Source organism: Thalassospira sp. GO-4, from assembly GCF_023588965.1.
Taxonomy (GTDB): domain Bacteria; phylum Pseudomonadota; class Alphaproteobacteria; order Rhodospirillales; family Thalassospiraceae; genus Thalassospira; species Thalassospira povalilytica.
Genome location: NZ_CP097807.1, coordinates 1,905,317 through 1,925,799, shown reverse-complemented (window position 1 = coordinate 1,925,799; position 20,483 = coordinate 1,905,317). Strand labels below are relative to the sequence as shown.

Sequence of the window (20,483 nt, the reverse complement as noted above, 5' to 3'; positions counted from 1 at the left end):
ATTACGACTAAGTGCGATGTTATCCCTGAAGCAGACGCAGAAGGTTCTGCGGCATCTGGTTTGCCTGTGCGAGCATGGCCACACCGGACTGAACCAGGATCTGCTTGGATGTGAAAGCAGTCATTTCCGCAGCCACGTCAAGGTCAAGCAGGGTGGAACGTGCCGATTCAGTGTTTTCTTGCGTGGACGCAAGGTTCTGACCAGCAAAGTCCAGACGGTTCTGATAGGTGCCGATATTGGCGCGCGCGCGTTGCAGGTCGTCAATTGCGCGTCCGATAACTTCAACAGCACTTTGTGCATTTGCAGCAGTATCGATCGCGTTGTCGGTAAGATCTGCAATAGAGTCCTGTGTGCCGGCGGAACCGGACCCAAGAGTCTCAGAGTCGACTGCGGTAAACGAAATTGCCAGGCGATCATTTGCCGTATTGCCAGCGCCGACCTGGAAGTCAACGGTTTGTTGCAATTTCTGCCCGTTGTCAGCCGCCATAGTGACGACGTTGCCAGCAGCAGAGTCAAGGCCCGAGCCATTGAAGTCTGTGTCGGTGCCAAAGTCGGATGCGCCGGTGTTATCAGCGCGGATTGCCGCAACCGAAGCTGAGAAATTGGTATTGACCGTGAATGTCAGGCCAAGTTCATCGAAGTTCAGTGTCGCATTCTCACCGGCGCCGATCGCAGTCGTTCCACCCGTGCGGTAATCGGTGATATCAATCGACTGGGTGCGGTCAGCAGCGCCATCAATTGTGCTGGTGACGGTCATAATGACCTGGTCGCCTGCACCATAATTGATATTTACCTCGAAGTTGTTATCGGTGAGGTCCGTATCGGTGTCGGTTGCCCAGTAGTTGTTGTCGGTGATGGAAAAGTTGTCAAAGCCGTTCACCGGGACGAGGGCTTCGCCACCCTGACCTGCGGCAAGGTCGCCGTATTCAAGTGCAACGTCACCACCATCACCGAGCAACTGAATGCCGTTGAAGTTGGTGGAGGAGGCGATACGGTCGATTTCCTCACGCAGCTGAACGAATTCGTCGTTCAGGAAGCCGCGTTCGGTGTCCGACAGGTTGCCGGACGATGCCTGAACGGCCAGCGTTTTCATACGCACAAGGATGTTGTCGATGGTTGCCATGCCGCCATCTGCAATCTGCAGCATCGAGTTGGCCTGGCCGACGTTAACCGTTGCCGTTTTAAGCGCCTGTGTCGTTGCATTCAGTCGGGCGCCAATCGCCATCGACGCTGCATCGTCACGTGCGGAAACAACACGGGTACCAGAAGAAAGCTTTGCAAGCGACCGTGTCGCCATCGTGTCCGAATTGGTCAAGTTGCGATGGGCGACGTTCGCTGCATAGTTGGAAATAATATTGAGAGCCATTTTTTTCCTCCTACACGGATAAGACTGAATGGCCCGGCCATTCGATCTCTCGGCTACATTGCCTTGTGGAACATCAAAGCAATGCGCGTGCCAGTTATGCTAGGCAAAAATTACAGGTCATGCTGCACGGAGTATTTCTCGTTCGGCAGAATATGCTGCCAGGCGACCTGACGGCCGGTATCGACAAGAATGGGGGCGCGCAAGTTGGTTGACATCGTGATGCCCTGGCCACCCGGTGCGCTGCGGATCGTCACAACCATCAGAATGGCCATGTCCGCGCTGTCAATCGCCAGGCTTTTTTGCGCATTCGTAAGGTCTTTTTCAGCATAAACGCCGCTTTCCATATTATAGGGTGCGACGATGAAGGACAGATTGGCGTCCGTCAGGCTTTGATACAGTTTGAACTGATCAAGCGACGTGTTCGGGATATTCGCCAGACCGAAGACATGATGTTCAGGAAAGCCAAGAAGGCCAACCGGCATATAAATGCCCTTGTCCCAACTGAATTCGATATCGCCAAAGCGTGTTTCCACTGTGACGGATTCAGGTGTTCCGTTTTCGGCGACGTTTTCGGTATCCATTCCCGTTATACTCCGGCGGTCGAAAAGTTCTGTCTGCTTGCACGTTATGCGCTATTAAGCGGACAAAACAGTTAAAGAAGCAATTAAATATCGAGGCCCAGCCCCCATTAACATGCTTGCAATGGCAGGTCAGAATTCAAAAGACGCTTCAGGCAAGATATCAGAAAGATCGCATTCTTTCAAAAACTTGCAATTGAATGTTCCCCCGAATTCCCCCGTCATCTCAAAGAACAACTGCACTTTTCGAAACCTTTGCCACCATCCGTGAACCCGGAATGATCGCCCGGATGCCGTGAAACAGTGCCATGTTTTCGAAAATAGCGGTTGTCATCACATTCATGTTAATGAGGTCTGACCCGTTGAATAATCAACGCAAATAGTTAGCCAAAGATAAATCTGACGCCCGCGAAATGGCAATAAAGCTTGCCTGCAGGGCAGTTTCATACTGCGACAGTTCGGCAAGGGTCAGCGGCACGTCAACAGTTTCAATGTCACTGATCGCCTGGGCAGCAAAAACCTTGAAGTCCTGATGGCGCGTTTCAAACCGTTCGACATTGGCGATATCAAGCCCGATCTGGCCCTGAACATTGGGCAGATCGTTGATGGCTTCGTTGATAAAGCCGATCGCAACCGTCATTGCATCTTGATCTTCGGTGCCGGCTGCAATGCCAAGCCCCTGGATCAGTTTCTGGAATGCCGGATTGTCGGCCAGAATACCGTAAGAGACGTTGTATTGTTCATCGACACGCACTTCGAGGATTTGCTTGTCGCCGTCATAATAATCGGCATCCGGACGCGGGTTCGGGATCTTTTCCATCCCCAGTTTGGTCAGGAAATCACCCGCACCGCTTTCGGTGATCGTGATTGTCCCGTTGCCGACATTTTCGATATTGAGCAACGGATTGCCTTCACCGCCAAAACCGCGCAGCGATGCAATCGCGCCATTGGTCGTGACACTGTTGATGGCATCGAGAATATCGTCAATGTCATCGGTCGCAGCGTTATAGTTGACGTTGGTTGTGACACTGTTGCCATCAACATCGGTGCTGACGATCTGAAGCTGTCCGGTGGTAACGCCAAGTGCGGCAAGGGTCGTCGTGCCGGTCAGCGCAACGTCAAGATCGCTCATATAGTTGTCCGGCGCGCCGATCTTGTCGATATCGACAGCCGGATCTTCGGAACGGCCACCGGCAAACAAATAGCGCCCGTCAAGATTGGTATTGAGCAGGTTGGCGATCTGCTGCAAGGCCTGTTCGGCCTCGTCCATGATGTTGACGTCGTCGGCCTGCTGGGCCGAACTTGCCTGAATAAGCAGCGTCTTCATCTGGGTTGCAATTTCCAGCATGCTGTCAACAGCTGTTTCCATGCTTTGCAAACGCAGCTTGGCCTGTGTCGTGTTGCGCAGATACTGCTCGGTACGGGTATATTCGCCCTCAAGATTGAGCAGGCGCTGTGCACTGTCGGCAATACCGGCATAGTCGCGCGATTTATAACCGCTCGATGCCTGGTTCTGCAAATCCGTTACCTTGGCCGCGTTCCGGATCGCCAGATCCGACAACAAGGTATGGTTTGTATAGGTTGCGACACGAGATACCATGATATCCTCACTTCATAAGCCGCAGTTTAAACTGCATTGAGCAATGCATCAAACATTTCATCAACCGTAGAGATCACCTGGGCTGATGCTGTATAGGCGCGCTGGAAGATGATGAGGTCTGACATCTCTTCATCAAGGTTGACGCCTGCTTCGTTCTGGATGCGGGTGCTCAGATCCGTGACCAGTCCGGACTGGAATTCATAGGAGCTTTCAGCCACCTTGGTCTTGGTCGCAGCAGTTGCAACGATGCCGGCTGCATAATCGGTCAGCGACGTGCGTTCACCAGACAGACCGTCGGTTGCTTCGAAATCGATATCGGTGCGTTCAAAGGTGTGGCTTAGCGAAAGGGCCGCGCTGTTGTCGCCTTCATGGACACCGAACTGAATGCCAAGCCCAAGCACCGTGGTCAGGGCGTCCGCATTCGGCAGGCCGCTGTCGGTGAAATAGAATGCATCGCCATCGGCATCGGTGACGCTAAGCTTGTAGCCACCGATCTGGCTGTCAAACACGACTTCGGCGGTAATGTTGTTATCGGTCAGGGTCGCGCTGTTATTGATCGCATCGGCGATATCCTGAAGCGAAGATGTGCTGTCATAGGTGATGTTGACATCGGTGAACTCGCCACTGACCGTAAGGGTATAGTTCAGGGGCGGCGGCACCAGCGGACCTAGGTTGGGAATGGCATTGTCGGGATTGACCACTGCGGTCGTGGTTTCATAGGTGTCGGCATTCATCTGACCGCGCACAATACGTGACGGGTCGTTCTGAATGGCCGAGGAAACGCTCATATTCCCGGAAAGGTTCGGCTGGTCCTCTGTCAGGCCAAGCTTGCTTGACAGGGTACCGGAATCGGTAACCGTCAAGTTGGCGTTATATTCAATGACAAGACGATAGCGATCACCATCCTCGACGATAAAGGCTGTAGACTCTGAATCCGCGACAGTCATGCCGGCCCCCTGCAGGGCCGTACGGATATTGTCACGGATGTCTTCAAGGGAATCAGTTGCCGTGTAATTGACGGTGACCCCGCCAACCAGCACGCCGGACCCTGCCGAGATCGTAAAGGAATTGGCCGTAATATTCAGCGCGTCGGTCGAGCTGCGTTGTGCGGACGTCGTAATGGTGTCCGATTGCTTGACGGTCGCGATAAAGTCGTTCAGGCCGAAATAGTGCGACATGCCCTGTTTGCGACCGTCACCGGTGGTGATCTGACTGTCCATTTCGTTGATGGCAACACGGTTGCCATCTGTGCCTTCGATGACAAGCTTGTTGTCAATCAGCGACGCCGTCAGATAGCTGCCTGCATCAGAGTTGTTGATGGCATCAATAATACCCTGAACTGTCGCCGGGGTCGTCGGCAACGCGATATCGGCCCAGCTGTCACTTGCGACAAGCTGCCCGTCGGCATCCAGTGCCGCCACGCGAAACGCACCGGTTGCAGTCAGCGGATCACTGGCTGCGACGATGCGGTTACCGGAAAGGTTGGCCGGGGGCGGGAATGCGGTGCCTTTGTTATGCTCTTCATTCAGGGCATCACGCAATTCGCCGGCAAGTTCGTTCACCTGATCGTTGATGGCCGGGATTTCAGCATCACGCATTTCAAACAGACCCTTCAGCGTACCGGTACGCAGGGTGTCTGTGATGTCTTCACCATTTAGGGTGATACCGGAGCCACCGGTTCCAGGTTCGAAGCCGGCCGTTTGGGTAAAGGTCAGTTTGTTGGGCGTGCGATCAAGCAGGGTATTTGCACCCGCAGCCGAATAAATCACCATCGAACCGTCGCTGCGGCTAAACGTGGTGATGTCAATGATCTTGGATAGCGCGTTGAGTTTCTGGTCGCGCTGGTCTTCAAGCTCGGTGGTCGGCTGTCCAAGGTTCTTGAGGCGGATGATGCCGGTATTCAGATCTGCAATCTGACTGAGCAGCGTATTGGCGGAATTGACCTCGTCCGTGATCTGGTCGTCGATGTCATCGCGCATATCCTGAAGCTGACTTGACAGCTTCTCGAAGGATTCAACAACCTGAATGGCGCTTTCGATGGCCTCGATCCGGGGTGAGTTCTGGTCCGGGGTGACACCAAGCTGTTCAAACGCGTCTGCAAGATCGTTGATGCGCTGACTGATCGCTGCATCAGACTGAACCGTGCCAAACAGCGTCTGGACACGCTGGAAAAACTCGTAGCGCGCTTCTTCACGACCGGCTTTGCCCAGTTCACCGCGAACTTCGCGCAGAAGGCCTTCATTGACGTTGCGATAGATGTCGGCGATCTGGGACCCGGCACCCGTGCCATCGAGTGTCAGGGTTTCCTGCCCGGCAATCTTTTTGGAATAGCCTTCGGTATTCACGTTCGAAATGTTCGAAGACGTGATGGCTATGCGTGCCTGGGCCGTGTTGAGGCCGGAAATCGCAGTGTTGAGTGCCTGGGTCAGTGACATGATACGCGCCTTTACACTTAGAGCGTTTCATTGACGCTGTATGCGCCGCCGGATTTGTTTAACGTACGCCCGTAACCGCCAAGCGATGCCTTGCTGGTTTTCGCCGACCGGTTATAGGTGGTGCAGTCTTCCTTGGCCTTGTCATTTACAGCGCGGACAATGGCCTGAACGACACGTTCATTGGTGGCCTTGGCTGCCTGGAGTGCCGTCATGTTGCGACGGGCGGCTTCCTGGAACTCGGCTTGGAGTTCACGCAGTTCAGCGCGGTCTTCTTCGGGCATGGCACGAAGTTCTTCACCGCGGCCGCGCAATTTCACGACCAGCTGCTCATACTGCATCGACAGGGCAGATTTTTCCGACAGGAACTGCTCATATTCGCCGCGTGACAGCGTCCGCAGCCCCGTGGTTTCACGTTCCAGCAGGGACATGAGGTCATAGGTGACGCTTTTCAGTTCTGTAACCAACTCTTGAGTGGTCATTTTTTACCCCTCCTGGATTTTGAGGATCTCGCGTGTGACAGCATCTGCAATTCCGATGCCACCTGCGCGGGTCATTTCTTTGGCATATTCATCAACCAGCATGGAGCGCATCATCGTTTCGCCGTGACCACCACCAAACATTTCGTTGGTTTCGATCCCGGAAAACATGTGGCTCAGCATCTGGCCGAGGAACATGGATTCAAATTCTTCACCGGCTTTGCGGGCTTCGGCTTCGGTCTTGATGTGACCATCCGTAAGCGAATTCATCCGCGCGGCCATATTGTTCTGGGTGCCGTATTGTGCGCTGGCCTGGGCCTGCGCCATCAGGGCAGTTGCGCCGTCGGTCATCATCACATCACCTCGATTTCGGCCTGAAGGGCGCCCGACGTCTTGATCGCCTGCAAGATGGTGATCATGTCGCGCGGCCCGACGCCAAGGCTGTTAAGGCCATTGACCAGTTCCTGAAGACTGACACCGCCATCCATGATGCCAAGCTGGTTGTCTTCGCCTTCGTCAACCGCAACATTGGTGCGATCAACCGTCTGGGTGGTGCCGGTTTGCGAGAAGGGCGACGGCTGGGACACCTGCTGGGTTTCGGTGACCCGGATGGTCAGATTGCCCTGCGCAATGGCAACGCGGTTGATCCGGACATTTTCGCCCATGACAATGGTGCCGGTATTTTCGTCAATCACCACGCGGGCAATCTGGTCGGGTTCAACACGCAGCTGTTCGATATCGGTCAGCAGCGAAACCACATTCTGATTATAGCGTTCCGGGATGCTCAGCCGCACGGTGCCCGGATCGCTCGGGCGGGCGGCAACTTCGCCCAGATAGGCATTAATTGCATCTGATACGCGGCGCGCAGTCGTGAAATCAGGGTTGCGCAAGACAACAGATATGTCCTGCATGGAGTTCAGGTTGAAATCGATTTCGCGTTCAACAATACCGCCATTGGCGATGCGGGCCGAGGTCGGAACACCTTTGACAACCGTTTCGGCATTGCCGCCGGCCGAAAAGCCGCCAACCGCCAGATTGCCCTGGGCAACGGCGTAAACTTCGCCATCCGCACCAACCATCGGGGTCACAAGAAGTGTACCGCCCTGAAGGCTTTCAGCCGTGCCAATTGCACTGATATTAACGTCGATGCGCGATCCCTGACGGGAAAATGGCGGCAGGGTCGAGGTTACCATAACAGCTGCGATATTGTCAGAATCAAGGTCGTCGATCTGATCGCGCACATTGATGCCAAGACGTTCAAGCATGGCCACAAGGCTCTGACGGGTGAAGTCGGCATCGCCAAGATCATCACCGGTGCCGTTCAGGCCAACCACAAGGCCGTAACCAACCAGCATGTTGTCACGTACGCCTTCGAAATCGGCGATATCCTTGATACGTGACTGGGCCTGTGCAGGTGCAGTGCCAAGCTGCAAGACGGCGAACAAGCCAAGTGCGACGACCATTGTCGCTTTGCGTGCTGTTTTGCCAAGACCTGTGATCATATTCTCAATTCCGCTTTGACGTGGGATGCAACTGCATCCGGCAAATGGTGCGATTGAAGATGTGAACCGCGTTTGTCAGCTGTTTTGCGAAAATCATGCCAAGTGAGGCTTTCCGCGCGCTATCGGACCAAGCCCGCAGAAAATGGCGGCAAAACATGTCCATATGCAGATATGGGCCTGCGCCGGTGCGATTGTTTCGTCCAACCCGGCATTTTTTTCCCGTTGCGCGCGTCCCGCGATTGAGGGAGACTCCACGTTTCCAGTGAACTGAACGGTAAACGGTTATGTTCAGTCTGGCGAACAGGGCGGGCAAAGCCGATATGGCAGAAACCGGGTGCCTGTTTGCGATAGTGAATATGATCTTACCACAACGAGACGGATACGGGTCATGAAGGTTAGCGGATCCAAAGCAACCGGGACGAGCGGAACATCACGCAAAAAGGCGTCAGGGTCATCTGGCGGCAGCGGTTTTGCCGATACCATGCGTTCGCTTGACTCGTCGGGCGATGCCGGCGGTTCTGTCGGTGTCCACAGTACGGGCAGTGTCAGCGCCCTTGATGCCCTGCTTGCGCTTCAGCAAAGCGGGGATGCATTGGACTCCCCGCGCAAGGCCGCCGTGCTGCGTGCCAAAAGTCTGCTGGAACAGCTCGAAGCTGTTCGGGACGGTTTGCTAAGCGGGGCGCTTTCTGGTCCGCGTCTCAAGCAACTTGTCGGTCTGATGGATCAACAGCGCGAAATGATTGATGATCCTGAACTTTCCGCGGTTCTCGACGAGATTGACCTGCGGGCACGGGTCGAACTTGCAAAACTTGAGGTTTCAGGCCTGATCTGACTGTTTAATTTACAGTATTTTTCAGCTGAAAATCGCAGTTTTCTGCCCGTTTGGTGGCAATTTACGATTTATTTGTTCAATCGGCTTGCACCACCCGCTGGCTCCCTCTATATTGCCGCGCGATCGATGAGTCCTGTATAGAGGGCATACATGACTATCACACTACCACCTGACTATCGTCCTGCTGAGGACGAAGAGTTCATGAACCCGCGCCAGCGGGAATATTTCCGGCAGAAACTTCTGACCTGGCGGGCAGAACTTCTGCACGAATCTTCGGAAACATTAGCGAACCTGCAAGATGGCGGGCTGCAAGAACCTGACCTGACCGACCGTGCGTCGGCTGAAACGGACAGGGCGCTTGAGCTTCGCACTCGTGACAGGGCGCGCAAGCTTATTTCAAAAATTGATGCTGCTTTGCGTCGAATTGAAGACGGGTCATATGGTTACTGCGAAGAAACCGACGAGCCGATCAGCTTGAAAAGACTTGAAGCTCGTCCAATTGCAACCCTGAGCATTGAAGCCCAGGAACGCCACGAACGGATGGAGCGCACGCGTCGCGACGACTGATCGCGCCGGGTGACCAAAAGATCAGGAGCCGCAAAGTCGGCCCTTACCATGTAACATCATGGTCTTGTGGGAGATTACTGGTTAGGGATAACCAAATTCAAAAGCCCGGCCCTTTGGCCGGGCTTTTCCCGTTTTTGAACCGGACACAAAAAAAAGACCGCCGGTAAGGGGCGGTCTTTTTGGATGTCGTGGTCGTCTTTTATATCCTGTCTGACAGGAACCCGGGAATGCGGATCAGACAGGGATCATAGACGCTGCCTTAGAACGGCAGAATGATATCAAGCACTTCGCTGCCATAGCGCGGCTGCTGGACATCGGAAATGGTGCCGCGTCCGCCGTATGAAATGCGGGCTTCGGCGATCTTGTCATAATTGACTTCGTTGGCCGAACTGATATCGGCAGCGCGGATGACCCCGGCAATCTGGACTTCACGAACTTCGCTGTTTACCCGGATTTCCTGACGCCCGTGGATGACATAGTTTCCGTTGGGCAGGATCTGGATCACGATGGCTGCAACGCGAAGATCGATGGCTTCGGTTCGGTCAAGCGACCCGGTACCACGGTTGGACGTGTTGCTGTCCATATTGAACATGTTGCTCGGATCGATCGTCTCGGGCAGAACTTTGGTGAATTCGGACTCAAGCCCGAACAGGTTCGGCACTGCCAGGTCTTCGCTGTTGGTGCGCGACCGGGTTGTGGTGTTGGCCAGTGCCGCACTGTCAGACATGTCGACAACAACGGTCAGGATGTCGCCAACCTGATTGGCGCGCTGATCCTTGAAGAATGACCGTGCCCCGGCCCGCCACAGCGAGTTCGGGTTGCTTTCGGCAAGTTGCGGTGCAGGCATCGGCAGGCTGACCGGACGATAGCTTTCCGACTGGGTCGGATTGTCGATCGAGGACAGCTTCGGCGGTTCGCCGACTTCCGAAAGACGTTTCATCGCATTGCAGCCCGAAAGCAGCGCTGTTGCGCCGATCAGGCCGGTGACAAGCGCAAGGCGCCGCCAAGAATTCTGTGTGGTTTTACTAGGCATGAGGTCCTCCTGGGTTCCTACGCCTATTTACGCAAGGATCATGCCAGTTCGCATGCCCTGATCTGGGAAAAGCTTGCCGGGTGGTGCAGGGACAACGGGGCAGTAGACGACGGGACGGGGAGTGCGGAGCAGGTGCGCCCTATTGCGACATGGCGGGCAGGGCGCGGACTTCGTTTTCGGCAACAACTTCAACCTGGATGGTTTTGTTGCTTGATTGATTGACCACGCGGATCACGTCCCCTTTTGACCCGTTTTCAAGCGCCTTGCCGCGTGCGGTCAATGACATGTTGGCCGTGACCAGCCGGATGGTGACCAATGCACCGCGGCGCACCAGGATCGGATTGGTCAGATCGCGGAACAAAAGTGGCTCGTTCGGTGTGCCGGCCCGCACAACTTCCTTGCCGATCACATCATTGATATCGCGGATCGCCCCGGACGGAACGCGTTCGGATCGGAAATCACGATATTCGACCTGGTCGGGACGAATGATCTGGCCGCGTGACACCGGTTCGACCAGAACCGGCACGGATGACAGCGGGTAATATTTGCCGCTGATGCGATATGTGCGTTGCTGGGCGGTTTGGGCGGCCGCCGTGACGCTGGCAACAAAACGCTGGGTGCGCGAATTGACTTCAAGTGCGGTCACATCAACATTGTTCAGCGCATCAACCGGCAGATGGATCTGGAAATTCTCGCTCGACAGGTCAACCGTGAACGGGCGCTGGATGCCATGGTCAACCAGGGCGATTTCAACCGCATCGCGGATTTCATCAATGGTGATGATCTGGCTTGCGCGTGTTACCAGAACCTGATCGGCGGTGGTGCGCGGACGCCAGTTGATGTTGTGGCGCTGGGCGATGCCATAAAGCCAGCGGTAATCAAGAACAACCTGCTTGCCCGGTTGCGGCGCATGGGCAACGGCGATATCGGCCTGTTGCGGATCAATGCCGGTAAACAAATCCCCCAGCGTCACATACTGTCCTTCGACCAGCGCATCTGGTTTCAGAAGGATGTTGGCTTCGAGTTGCTGGCTGTTATTGCGCGAATTGCCACCGTTCGAGGATTGCGCAAAGGCCGTCCCGACCGGAACAATAAGCGACATAATCGCGAGCGAGAGGATTATTTTCTTTATTTTCATGCGCCTAGGGTCAGGGCCTGTTTGTTTTCGTGTGACAGTCAATCAGGTTTGCGCTGACTTAAAAAGCAAAACCGCAAAAAAGATATGAACTTTTGGGATCTTGCGACCAGTCAACCCGTACCGATCCGACCGGCTTTGAAGACAGCCATTATGTTTGAAAACCCGGTTTTGTGCCGTATTCGGGGCGTGGCCGGGCAACGTGCCAAGGCTTGCAAACATAACGGTTGCCATTGCATCGGATGGCATCGGATCTTGCCACTATAGCATGGAACAGTATACGTGGCGTAAATACAGTTTGCGCAAGTACGCGATGGATCAGACCGCGACTTGCGCACACAAACTGCATTACCGATATCGCGAAATTAACGCAGGTTACTGACTGCGCTCATCATTTCGTCGGTCGTGGAGATGGATTTGGAATTCATTTCATAGGCACGCTGTGCCTTGATCAGGTTGGTGATTTCCTGAACCACGTTGACGTTCGATGATTCAAGATATCCCTGCTGGACCGTGCCATATCCGACATCACCCGGTGCGCCGGTATTGGCCTGACCCGATGCCTCGGTTTCAAGGAAAAGGTTGTCACCCAGCGCATCAAGACCGGCCGGGTTGATAAAGGTCGCAAGCTGGATCTGACCCAGATTGGAAAGCGCGACCTGACCATCGATCTCGGCATAGACTTCGCCGTTGGTATTGATGGTTACGGATGTTGCGTTGCTGGGCACGGTGATGCCGGGCTGAACCGCATAGCCATCCTTGGTGACCAGTGCGCCATTGGCATCAAGTTTCAGCGTACCGTCACGGGTATAGGCGGTTTCACCACTTGGCAGGTCGATCTGAAGATATCCGCGGCCCTGAATGGCGATATCAAGTTCGTTTTCCGTCAGGGTCAAAGTACCCTGACCCATATAGCGGCCGATTGCCGCGGTCTTGACACCCAGACCGACCTGGACGCCGGTGGGCACGATGGTGCCGGTATCAGATGACGGCGAACCGGCACGGCGCAGATCCTGATACAGCAAGTCCTGGAATTCGGCGCGCTGGCGTTTATAGCCGGTGGTGGTCATGTTGGCGATGTTGTGCGATGTGACGTCCACGTTGGTGGACTGGGCCTGCATCCCCAAAGCACCGATATCAAGTGACCGCATCTGTCTTCTCCTTGGCTTGCGCTGTTTGTGCGCTTAATTTCCGTAAAAGGGGTTCAGCGACCGGATCAGGCGCGAACATCCCCGAGTTTGCTGATCATGTTACGCATGCGCTCGTTCTCGCTTTCAAGAGAGCGGGTAACAGACTGATAGGTCCGCAAAACGTCGATCATCTGTGTCATGGCGCTGATCGGATTGACGTTTGATTTTTCAAGTGCGCCCTGAACAATGCCGGCATTGTCGACCTGTTCGATGGTGACTTCCTGGTCATCGCCAGCCTGCAGGCTGGGGGCACGATAAAGGGTGTTTCCGGTAACCACCATGCGCTGGACGTTATCAACCGATACGACCTGCAATTTGCCGATCTGGCCGATATCGGTCGAAACGGTGCCATCGCCCTTGATTTCAATCTGGCCATCCGCCTGATTGAAGAAAAGCGGCTGACCGGCATCGCTCAGAACAGGATAGCCGTCATTGGTGATCAGCTGCCCGCCCGGATCCAGCGTGAAATTGCCGTTGCGCGTATATTGAACGCCCGACGGGGTTTCGACGGCAAAGAACATGTCCGGCTGGCTGAGTGCGACATCAAGCGGGCGGTTGGTATGTTCAATATTGCCGACCGTTGTATTGCGATATTGGGAAATGTCCTGAACAAGGGAAATTTCACGTTCGCCGCGGAACGGAGCGTCTTTGTTTTTCGCAATCCAGTCGGTGAACATCATGCGCTCTTCTTTGTACCCGGTCGTGTTCATGTTCGCCAGGTTCTGCGAAATGTTGTTCATCATGCTGCGAAGTGTCTTCTGACGAGACAGCGCGATATATGAAACGTTTTCCATAGTCAGTATCCCATTTGGGGGCAGTGATTTGCCCAACACAAATGCGAAAGCCGTGCCAGAGTTATTAAGTATATGAAAACAAACAATTAAATTTGAATTCGGCATTTGTTGCCGGGGTGGATTTCACCATGTCTGGCAGAAACTGCCGTGATCAGGACGACAAGCAGGGACAAAGTTTTCCGGGTGGCCGCGCGGCAGTTCTTTCCGGTGTCGCCCGGACGTCGCCCGGAAAGGGGCAGGAACGGGGTCGGGAACGGTATTTTGTTTATCCGGGCCCGCTCAAATCAGCAGGAACGCATGCCCATATTGATGGTAGCGGTCAGATGGTGCGGCCAGATGGCGCGGTAAGACTGCGCGGTTCGATGGGCCCGGTGTCGCGTTGGGCGACCGAACGCGTGTGTGATTATGGCATCCTCCCTTACGGCATCGTGGTCGATTGGTGGTCCTATGGTCGCCATCAGGTCATCGGGCTCCCGGGCTGGATGGCATGGATTGTTGGTCGGTATGCTTGACCTTTTGGCGATGGCAGTGACCGATCGGCAAATTTCACCTGATGACGGCTTTGGAAAGCGAAATGACAAAGCCGAACCATGGGGCCAAACCGTGATGCAACTTACGGTCTAAGCTATGGGAAACGAAACGGATTTTTAACGTGATAGCGTTATGGCTGGTATTCCGGCACAGTGTTTGCTGGATATAACGGCATAACTTCAAGCGCAGGAATTTGCGAAGCTATGGGCGACGACGTCGACGAAATCGATATGGATGAAGGTGGCGGTGGCCGCAGCAAGAAGATGCTTGTTGTGGTGATCCTGCTTGTGTTGCTGCTTCTTGGTGGTGCGGCTGCGGCCTATTTTACCGGGCTGCTTCAGCCGGTGATTGATATGCTGACCGGCGGTGACGGCGCGCAGACCGAAGAGGTGATTTCTGAAGATTCCATCGAAGAAGCACCGGGCGTTCCCGAGAATGTCGGCTTTGTGGATTTGCCGGAAATTCTGGTCAACCTCAATACTGGCGCAGGCAAGCAAAGCTATCTGAAGATTCGTGTCAGCCTCGAAGTTGCCGATCAGGCAATGCTGCCGCAGGTCGAACAGATGATGCCGCGCATTGTTGACAATTTTCAGGTCTATCTTCGGGAATTGCGGCCCGAAGATCTGTCGGGCTCCGAAGGCATGTTCCGGTTGCGTGAAGAATTGCTGATCCGGGTCAGTGCGGCGGCAAAGCCTGCAAAAATTAACGACGTTCTGTTTAAGGAAATGCTGGTACAATAAGCCTGTACCGGCGCGAATGCCAAAATCAGGAAGCAATCGCTGATGGCTGATGAAGAAGATGATGATGCACTCGCCGCTGAATGGGAAGCCATGGCGGGTGGAGATGACGAGGGTGGAGACGACGGCGGCGAGGATATGGCCGCCGAATGGGAATCCATGCTCGGCGATGACGATGAAGACGACGGTGGCGGCGATGACATGGCCGCCGAAATGGGCGGCGGTTCTGCGCGTGTTCTGAACCAGGACGAAATCGACAGCCTGCTTGGCTTTGACGATGGTTCTGGTGCGGGTGACCAATCGGGCATCCAGGCGATCATCAACTCGTCGATGGTGGCCTATGAACGTCTGCCGATGCTCGAAGTCGTCTTTGACCGCCTTGTGCGTATGATGTCGACATCGCTTCGTAACTTCACATCCGACAACGTCGAAGTGTCGCTTGATAACATCCTGTCGCTGCGTTTCGGTGATTATCTGAACTCGATCCCGCTGCCTGCGATGCTTGGTGTGTTCAAGGCGGAAGAATGGGACAACTACGGGCTTCTGACGGTTGACTCGGCCCTGATCTATTCGATCGTGGACGTGTTGCTGGGCGGGCGTCGCGGTACGGCGGCAATGCGTATTGAAGGCCGCCCCTATACCACGATTGAACGCAACCTTGTCGAACGGATGATCCATGTGGTCCTTGGGGACCTTTCGGCTGCGTTCGATCCGCTAAGCCCGGTGACCTTCCGGTTTGAACGACTTGAAACCAACCCGCGTTTTGCCACCATTGCCCGTCATGCCAACGCCGCCATCGTGGCCAAGTTGCGCATTGATATGGAAGACCGTGGCGGGCGGCTTGAACTGCTGATCCCGTATGCGACGCTCGAACCGGTTCGTGAACTTCTGCTTCAGATGTTCATGGGTGAAAAGTTCGGTCGTGACTCAATTTGGGAAAACCACCTCGCAAACGAACTGTGGCAAACCCATGTTAACCTGTTAGCAGTGCTGGACGAACAGGTGATGTCACTTGGGGATGTGCTCAATCTTGAAGTTGGCAACCGTCTGGTTCTTAATACCAGTCCGACCTCGCCGGTTGAGGTTCGGTGTGGCGATGTCCCGCTGTTCAAGGGCATGATGGGACGTAAAGGTGATCGTATCGCCATTCAGGTGCGTGATCGTGCGCGCATAACCGAGGAAGACAAGTGATGGACTTCGCGTTCTACCTGGATCTTTTGATGATCGTCCTGCTGGTGGTGACGATCGTCTATGCGATCATTTTGAACCGCAAGCTCGCGGCATTCCGCCGCAGCCGTGAAGACATGCAGAATTTCCTGACCGCCTTTAACGCGGCCAATGAACGGGCTGAAAGCTCGATCACCGCCCTTAAGGACATGGCGGAACAGTCTGGCGAAAAACTGCGCGAAAATATCGAAAAGGCCAGCGGCCTGAACGAAGATCTGAGCTTTATGGTCGATCGCGGCGAAAGCATTGCCAACCGTCTTGAAAAGGCTGCCAGTGACGCCAACGCGGTTCGCCGGTCCGGTGTTTCGGGGGCGGCGGCTTCTGCCAGTGCGGGGGCTGGTGCATCTGATGGCGCGCGTGCCGGCAAGTCTGGCGGTGCCGGGCTAGGGGGCATGATGGGCGGTGGTGCGGATCGTCCTGATGTGATTGATGATCGTGATCGTGATCGTGTCGGTGTTGAAACGCGCGCCGAGGAACTGGCTGCGCGCATGGTTGGCGAATTTGAACGCAGCGGCAATGCCATGACCGATCGTGAAGATGGATCGCGTCCGGCATCGGCTGGCAATGGTTCGGGAAGTTATGGCGACGGCAATGGCGGGTCTGATTTGTATGATCAGGACGAAGATGCCGGTCGTTCAGAGGCCGAGCGCGAGCTTCTCGCAGCCTTGCGCTCGGTTCGATAAGAGACGGAATTTGGCCGGGATTGCGGTTCCGGTCTTGAGATCATGACATTTCTTTATATCTAAAGAGTGATCGGTCATTCTGACAGAATAAAGATAGTTCGAGCGTGAAGGAGCATGGGCACAAGGTGCCGCATTGCTTAGGTGAATAGATGTCTGGTGTGCGTATCTTGCCATTGGTTGTCCTGGTTGGGCTGATGGTGTTGTCAATGCGGGTGGTAAACCTGTTTTCCGGCGGCGGGGAAGTTGCGACAACTTCTGAGTCACAGCCTGCTGGTGTCAGCATGGTCCAGATGGCACAGGCCCAGGCACCGGCACCGACCCCGGGCGCAACCCCGGAAGGCCAGGGGGCAGATGTGTCTGCTGCGGGTCCGGGGCTGGATGATCCGGCCGGACTGACGATGGAAGGAACCCCGCTTGAAGGTGAAGGCGGCCCGAACGATATCGCGCCGACCCTCGGTGGTGACCCGACCCTATTCACCCAGGAAGAGATTGATCTGCTTCAGAATCTGTCGGTGCGTCGTGGCGAGCTTGACCGCAAGGAACAGCGTCTTGATGAACGCGAAAGCCTGATTGCCGCCGCCGAAGCCCGGATCGATGCCAAGATCGAAGAAATGAAATCCTTGAAAACGGCCATCGAAGGACTGGTCGAAACCAAGGAAGCCCAGGAAGATGATCGGATCAAGAAACTGATCAGCGTCTATGAAAAGATGAAACCCAAAGACGCGGCCAGGATCTGGAACGATCTGGATATGGATATCCTGTTGCAGGTTGCCCTTGGCATGCGCGAAGCCAATACTGCGGCGGTTTTGTCGCAGATGACGCCGGAACGCGCGCGGGCATTGACAGCCGAACTGGCATATAAGCAAGATATCAATATGCTGCCATTGCAATAGGGCAAACGAGAAGACGTTGGGGTGGATCTTCGCCTGTTTCAAGTGAAGAACCAGCCAAAATTTCGAGAATAGTCAATGTGATGAGATGATTTGATCTCTGGTTAAAAACCTTGATTAACCAATATTAAATATGTACATCACGATTATTAGGGGCCTTGTCTGTATTCGTAGGAATATGCGGCAAGGGTGAGAGATCAGATAGCTGATGGAGTTGTGAATGGCCGTCGATCCGAATATGCCGATCCTGATTGTGGATGATTACAAAACGATGTTGCGTATCATCCGTAACCTTCTGCGGCAGCTCAACTTTACGAATATTGAAGAAGCGACCGATGGTAGCATGGCGCTTCGTAAGCTGCGTGAAGCTCCGTTCAGTCTTGTGATTTCCGACTGGAACATGGAGCCGATGACTGGCCTTCAGCTGTTGAAGGAAGTCCGTGCCGATGCCAAGTTGAAGGATATGCCCTTCATCATGATTACCGCCGAAGCCAAGACCGAAAACGTCGTTATGGCGAAAAAGGCCGGTGTCTCCAATTACATCGTGAAGCCGTTCAACGCTGAAACGTTGAAAGGCAAAATGAAAACGGTTATTGGCGATTTCTGATCAGGAGCGCGGGGCCTGTGTCCCGCGATACCGCTATGTCCAAAGCGTCCAAGGACGAACTCCGGAAGTTGCTTAACGATCTTCGTGCGCGCCTTGATGGTGACGATCTGAAGGTCGAGCAACTGTCTGATTTGATGGATCAGCTGTCCCGCTTTATGGGGGATGCGCCGTCCGACGATCAGAAACGTCTGTTTGGTGAACTTGATGAATTGTCGGGCATCATCCGCAAGATGAAGTCCGAAATCGCATCGCTTCGTCCCGATGACATCAAGGCCGAATATATCCCGAACGCCACCGATGAGCTTGATGCCATCGTGGATGCGACGGCCGGCGCCACGCATGAAATCCTTGACGCCATGGATGCGCTGGAAGAATTCGCCACGACCTTGCCGCCCGAACAGGCCAAAGTCGTTACCGATGCGACAATGCGTGTCTATGAAGCCTGTAACTTCCAGGACATCACCGGTCAGCGCACGACCAAGGTGATCAAGGCGCTGAAATCCATCGAAGAACGGGTTGAGGGTCTGGTGACCGCATTTGGCGACGAAATTGCCAAATATGCCGCGGCCAATCCAAAGCAGAAAAAAGAACCGGAAGGCGAAGAAGCATTGCTCAACGGGCCGCAGCTTGAGGGCAAAGGCGTTTCGCAGGCTGACATCGACGCGATGTTCAATTAAGTGGCGTTGACATGGCGGAGATAGAGGACGACGGACCAACACCACCATCCCCCCCTGCGAACGGGGCGGTGGCGCTGTTTCTGGCTCTCTATCTTTTGCTGCTCGCCTTCTTCATTCTGCTCAATACCATTTCGACCTTTGAAGAGGTCAAAACCCGCGAGGTGCAGGAAAGCCTTTCCTCTGCCTTTGCGGCCATCCTGCCACCAACCACCAGCCTGCAAACCGTGACCTCGATCGAAGGTCCGGTTGTTGCCGCCGAGGACGTGCAGGAAAAGCTTGGTCAATTGTTTGAGACCGCCATCAAGGTTGTCCGGGTTGAAGTCATTCAGCCCGGCAAACTGATGGAAATCATCATGCATGTCGATCAGCTGTTTGATCCCAATTCCATTCTGATCCGCGAACGCCAGGCAAGCTTTATGAAACAGCTTGCCGCGGTTCTGGCCGATGACGAAGGCTATGCCTCCTACGAGATGGAAATGGTGATGGGCAGCCAGATCGAATCAAAGGGCGTGATCGAAATCGACAACAATCTTCAGATCGCGCGGGCCGGATCGTTTGCCCGCGAACTGATTGATGTCGGCGCGCCCGAAGATCATCTTTATGTCGGCATTGATCCCGGGGCGGACCCGTTCATTGTCACATTCCGTTTCTTCTGGAATTTCGGCCCGAAAGAGCCGCCAACGCCGATTGAACGCACCAATGCCAATGGATCGGACCTGCCCGCCGGGTCGGGCAACGGCAACGGTTCGTCAAACGGTGCAGGCAACGGTGTGCCAAGCGGTACACCGGGCCAGATGATGATCCCGCCGAAAATGGCCATTCCGCTGCCGGGTAACAATCAGCCCGCCGTGAACCAGCCTATTCCGCTTGGACCGCAGGCCGGAGGAGGTGGCTGATGAGCGATGAAGTCAAAAAGGATACCGGACCCAACGGGCCACCGGTCTGGATGCTCAGCCTTGCGGATCTGATTTCGCTGCTGCTGACATTCTTTGTGATGCTGTTTGCCATGTCCAAGGTCAAGATCGACCGCTGGGACGAGGTTGTTGATGCGCTGTCGCAAAGCATCAAACCCGCCCCCAAGGAAGAAAATGACGAGCCGATGGCAAGTCTGAACATCCCGCGTGTTTATCGCAAACCGGCGATGAACCTTGATTATCTCAGTGCGGTGATTGACGACGCGATTGATGACAACCCGGTACTTGGCGATGCGCGCATGTCGCGCGATGCCGACAAACTGGTCATTTCCCTTCCTGGGGACATTCTTTTTGTTTCGGGCAGTTCGGATATGACCCCCAAGGCAAAGCAGGCCTTGTTCGTGCTTGGTGGTGTTTTGCGCAATATCGGCAACCGCATTGGTGTGCAGGGCCATACCGATCCGCGACCGCTGAGCGGGCGGGGGCAATATGCCTCGAACTGGGAACTGTCACTGGCCCGTGCCGGGGCAGTCGCCAACGAGTTGAAAAGATCGGGCTACACAGATTACATAAATATTTACGGATTTGCGGCATCAAGGTACGACCAGCTTCCGAAGCTGCTTGATGAAGAGGCGCGCTTTGTGATGGCGCGACGCGTTGATATTGTCATCGAGCCGCATGGTGGAAGCGGTATCGGAGGCACGTAAGT

The 20,483-nt window shown here is 54.8% G+C and carries 22 protein-coding genes; 11 read left to right on the top strand and 11 right to left on the bottom strand.

The window, feature by feature from the left end; genetic code table 11:
* Positions 1 to 19 precede the first annotated feature (19 nt).
* From M9H61_RS09065 to M9H61_RS09035, 7 genes are all read right to left on the bottom strand, one after another.
* Positions 20 to 1,366, bottom strand: a complete 1,347-nt coding sequence (locus M9H61_RS09065; protein WP_228194331.1) for a flagellin — start codon at positions 1,364 to 1,366, stop codon at positions 20 to 22.
* A 110-nt stretch (positions 1,367 to 1,476) separates the two neighbouring features.
* Positions 1,477 to 1,947, bottom strand: a complete 471-nt coding sequence (gene fliW, locus M9H61_RS09060; RefSeq protein ID WP_068517440.1) for a flagellar assembly protein FliW — start codon at positions 1,945 to 1,947, stop codon at positions 1,477 to 1,479.
* A gap of 367 nt (positions 1,948 to 2,314) precedes the next feature.
* A complete protein-coding gene (locus M9H61_RS09055; RefSeq protein WP_114113351.1) occupies positions 2,315 to 3,544 on the bottom strand; it encodes a flagellin in 1,230 nt (409 codons plus the stop codon).
* A 26-nt stretch (positions 3,545 to 3,570) separates the two neighbouring features.
* Positions 3,571 to 5,979, bottom strand: coding sequence for a flagellar hook-associated protein FlgK (gene flgK / locus M9H61_RS09050; protein ID WP_250284684.1), 2,409 nt, complete (start codon positions 5,977 to 5,979; stop codon positions 3,571 to 3,573).
* 17 nt (positions 5,980 to 5,996) lie between these two features.
* A complete protein-coding gene (locus M9H61_RS09045) occupies positions 5,997 to 6,458 on the bottom strand; it encodes a hypothetical protein (protein WP_156480807.1) in 462 nt (153 codons plus the stop codon).
* A gap of 3 nt (positions 6,459 to 6,461) precedes the next feature.
* Positions 6,462 to 6,806 carry a rod-binding protein gene (locus M9H61_RS09040; RefSeq protein ID WP_231856664.1) on the bottom strand — a complete coding sequence of 115 codons (345 nt, stop codon included), beginning with the start codon at positions 6,804 to 6,806 and terminating at the stop codon, positions 6,462 to 6,464.
* Positions 6,807 to 6,808: 2 nt separating this feature from the next.
* Positions 6,809 to 7,957, bottom strand: coding sequence for a flagellar basal body P-ring protein FlgI (locus M9H61_RS09035; protein WP_250284682.1), 1,149 nt, complete (start codon positions 7,955 to 7,957; stop codon positions 6,809 to 6,811).
* Between the two features lie 388 nt (positions 7,958 to 8,345).
* Here M9H61_RS09035 and M9H61_RS09030 point away from each other — a divergent pair, with 388 nt between their 5' ends.
* Together M9H61_RS09030 and dksA are read left to right on the top strand one after the other, a co-directional pair.
* Complete coding sequence (locus M9H61_RS09030; protein WP_068517445.1) at positions 8,346 to 8,789, top strand: flagellar assembly protein FliX; 444 nt, start codon at positions 8,346 to 8,348, stop codon at positions 8,787 to 8,789.
* A gap of 150 nt (positions 8,790 to 8,939) precedes the next feature.
* On the top strand, positions 8,940 to 9,356 hold the full coding sequence (dksA, locus tag M9H61_RS09025; RefSeq protein WP_008890403.1) for an RNA polymerase-binding protein DksA: 417 nt from the start codon (positions 8,940 to 8,942) through the stop codon (positions 9,354 to 9,356).
* 259 nt (positions 9,357 to 9,615) lie between these two features.
* Here dksA and flgH read toward each other — a convergent pair whose 3' ends face one another.
* The 4 genes from flgH to flgF form a co-directional block, all read right to left on the bottom strand.
* Complete coding sequence (gene flgH / locus M9H61_RS09020; RefSeq protein ID WP_068517446.1) at positions 9,616 to 10,389, bottom strand: flagellar basal body L-ring protein FlgH; 774 nt, start codon at positions 10,387 to 10,389, stop codon at positions 9,616 to 9,618.
* 139 nt (positions 10,390 to 10,528) lie between these two features.
* Complete coding sequence (gene flgA / locus M9H61_RS09015) at positions 10,529 to 11,491, bottom strand: flagellar basal body P-ring formation chaperone FlgA (protein ID WP_068517447.1); 963 nt, start codon at positions 11,489 to 11,491, stop codon at positions 10,529 to 10,531.
* A 398-nt stretch (positions 11,492 to 11,889) separates the two neighbouring features.
* Positions 11,890 to 12,675: a flagellar basal-body rod protein FlgG gene (gene flgG, locus M9H61_RS09010; RefSeq protein WP_068517449.1), complete on the bottom strand. Its 786-nt coding sequence runs from the start codon at positions 12,673 to 12,675 to the stop codon at positions 11,890 to 11,892.
* Between the two features lie 65 nt (positions 12,676 to 12,740).
* Positions 12,741 to 13,508 (bottom strand): flagellar basal-body rod protein FlgF, encoded by a 768-nt coding sequence (gene flgF, locus M9H61_RS09005; protein WP_101247569.1) that lies wholly within the window; start codon positions 13,506 to 13,508, stop codon positions 12,741 to 12,743.
* A gap of 128 nt (positions 13,509 to 13,636) precedes the next feature.
* On the opposite strand from flgF, the gene M9H61_RS09000 reads away from it, so the two are divergent.
* The 9 genes from M9H61_RS09000 (at position 13,637) to M9H61_RS08960 (ending at position 20,481) form a co-directional block, all read left to right on the top strand.
* Positions 13,637 to 14,020: a hypothetical protein gene (locus M9H61_RS09000; RefSeq protein WP_250284679.1), complete on the top strand. Its 384-nt coding sequence runs from the start codon at positions 13,637 to 13,639 to the stop codon at positions 14,018 to 14,020.
* A 222-nt stretch (positions 14,021 to 14,242) separates the two neighbouring features.
* On the top strand, positions 14,243 to 14,779 hold the full coding sequence (locus M9H61_RS08995) for a flagellar basal body-associated FliL family protein (protein ID WP_068517452.1): 537 nt from the start codon (positions 14,243 to 14,245) through the stop codon (positions 14,777 to 14,779).
* Between the two features lie 42 nt (positions 14,780 to 14,821).
* Positions 14,822 to 15,967, top strand: a complete 1,146-nt coding sequence (gene fliM, locus M9H61_RS08990) for a flagellar motor switch protein FliM (RefSeq protein ID WP_068517453.1) — start codon at positions 14,822 to 14,824, stop codon at positions 15,965 to 15,967.
* Positions 15,967 to 16,686, top strand: coding sequence for a DUF6468 domain-containing protein (locus tag M9H61_RS08985; protein WP_250284677.1), 720 nt, complete (start codon positions 15,967 to 15,969; stop codon positions 16,684 to 16,686). The genes fliM and M9H61_RS08985 overlap by 1 nt, the downstream gene beginning before the upstream one ends.
* A 149-nt stretch (positions 16,687 to 16,835) precedes the next feature.
* A complete protein-coding gene (locus tag M9H61_RS08980) occupies positions 16,836 to 17,579 on the top strand; it encodes a MotE family protein (RefSeq protein WP_068517455.1) in 744 nt (247 codons plus the stop codon).
* A 217-nt stretch (positions 17,580 to 17,796) separates the two neighbouring features.
* Positions 17,797 to 18,183 (top strand): response regulator, encoded by a 387-nt coding sequence (locus M9H61_RS08975; protein ID WP_008890394.1) that lies wholly within the window; start codon positions 17,797 to 17,799, stop codon positions 18,181 to 18,183.
* Positions 18,184 to 18,218: 35 nt separating this feature from the next.
* Positions 18,219 to 18,860, top strand: coding sequence for a protein phosphatase CheZ (locus M9H61_RS08970; RefSeq protein ID WP_068517456.1), 642 nt, complete (start codon positions 18,219 to 18,221; stop codon positions 18,858 to 18,860).
* Positions 18,861 to 18,871: 11 nt separating this feature from the next.
* The gene (locus M9H61_RS08965) at positions 18,872 to 19,756 is read left to right on the top strand and encodes a flagellar motor protein MotB (protein WP_082817696.1); all 885 of its coding nucleotides are present in this window, start codon (positions 18,872 to 18,874) and stop codon (positions 19,754 to 19,756) included.
* A complete protein-coding gene (locus tag M9H61_RS08960; protein ID WP_068517457.1) occupies positions 19,756 to 20,481 on the top strand; it encodes a flagellar motor protein MotB in 726 nt (241 codons plus the stop codon). The genes M9H61_RS08965 and M9H61_RS08960 overlap by 1 nt, the downstream gene beginning before the upstream one ends.
* The last annotated feature ends 2 nt before the right edge of the window (positions 20,482 to 20,483 follow it).

What these genes read in the sequence shown, in the direction of transcription:
- M9H61_RS09065 (WP_228194331.1), bottom strand. Translation starts at nt 1,366, where the DNA reads ATGGCTCTCAATATTATTTCCAACTATGCAGCGAACGTCGCCCATCGC.
- fliW (WP_068517440.1), bottom strand. Translation starts at nt 1,947, where the DNA reads ATGGATACCGAAAACGTCGCCGAAAACGGAACACCTGAATCCGTCACA.
- M9H61_RS09055 (WP_114113351.1), bottom strand. Translation starts at nt 3,544, where the DNA reads ATGGTATCTCGTGTCGCAACCTATACAAACCATACCTTGTTGTCGGAT.
- flgK (WP_250284684.1), bottom strand. Translation starts at nt 5,979, where the DNA reads ATGTCACTGACCCAGGCACTCAACACTGCGATTTCCGGCCTCAACACG.
- M9H61_RS09045 (WP_156480807.1), bottom strand. Translation starts at nt 6,458, where the DNA reads ATGACCACTCAAGAGTTGGTTACAGAACTGAAAAGCGTCACCTATGAC.
- M9H61_RS09040 (WP_231856664.1), bottom strand. Translation starts at nt 6,806, where the DNA reads ATGACCGACGGCGCAACTGCCCTGATGGCGCAGGCCCAGGCCAGCGCA.
- M9H61_RS09035 (WP_250284682.1), bottom strand. Translation starts at nt 7,957, where the DNA reads ATGATCACAGGTCTTGGCAAAACAGCACGCAAAGCGACAATGGTCGTC.
- M9H61_RS09030 (WP_068517445.1), top strand. Translation starts at nt 8,346, where the DNA reads ATGAAGGTTAGCGGATCCAAAGCAACCGGGACGAGCGGAACATCACGC.
- dksA (WP_008890403.1), top strand. Translation starts at nt 8,940, where the DNA reads ATGACTATCACACTACCACCTGACTATCGTCCTGCTGAGGACGAAGAG.
- flgH (WP_068517446.1), bottom strand. Translation starts at nt 10,389, where the DNA reads ATGCCTAGTAAAACCACACAGAATTCTTGGCGGCGCCTTGCGCTTGTC.
- flgA (WP_068517447.1), bottom strand. Translation starts at nt 11,491, where the DNA reads ATGTCGCTTATTGTTCCGGTCGGGACGGCCTTTGCGCAATCCTCGAAC.
- flgG (WP_068517449.1), bottom strand. Translation starts at nt 12,675, where the DNA reads ATGCGGTCACTTGATATCGGTGCTTTGGGGATGCAGGCCCAGTCCACC.
- flgF (WP_101247569.1), bottom strand. Translation starts at nt 13,508, where the DNA reads ATGGAAAACGTTTCATATATCGCGCTGTCTCGTCAGAAGACACTTCGC.
- M9H61_RS09000 (WP_250284679.1), top strand. Translation starts at nt 13,637, where the DNA reads ATGTCTGGCAGAAACTGCCGTGATCAGGACGACAAGCAGGGACAAAGT.
- M9H61_RS08995 (WP_068517452.1), top strand. Translation starts at nt 14,243, where the DNA reads ATGGGCGACGACGTCGACGAAATCGATATGGATGAAGGTGGCGGTGGC.
- fliM (WP_068517453.1), top strand. Translation starts at nt 14,822, where the DNA reads ATGGCTGATGAAGAAGATGATGATGCACTCGCCGCTGAATGGGAAGCC.
- M9H61_RS08985 (WP_250284677.1), top strand. Translation starts at nt 15,967, where the DNA reads ATGGACTTCGCGTTCTACCTGGATCTTTTGATGATCGTCCTGCTGGTG.
- M9H61_RS08980 (WP_068517455.1), top strand. Translation starts at nt 16,836, where the DNA reads ATGTCTGGTGTGCGTATCTTGCCATTGGTTGTCCTGGTTGGGCTGATG.
- M9H61_RS08975 (WP_008890394.1), top strand. Translation starts at nt 17,797, where the DNA reads ATGGCCGTCGATCCGAATATGCCGATCCTGATTGTGGATGATTACAAA.
- M9H61_RS08970 (WP_068517456.1), top strand. Translation starts at nt 18,219, where the DNA reads ATGTCCAAAGCGTCCAAGGACGAACTCCGGAAGTTGCTTAACGATCTT.
- M9H61_RS08965 (WP_082817696.1), top strand. Translation starts at nt 18,872, where the DNA reads ATGGCGGAGATAGAGGACGACGGACCAACACCACCATCCCCCCCTGCG.
- M9H61_RS08960 (WP_068517457.1), top strand. Translation starts at nt 19,756, where the DNA reads ATGAGCGATGAAGTCAAAAAGGATACCGGACCCAACGGGCCACCGGTC.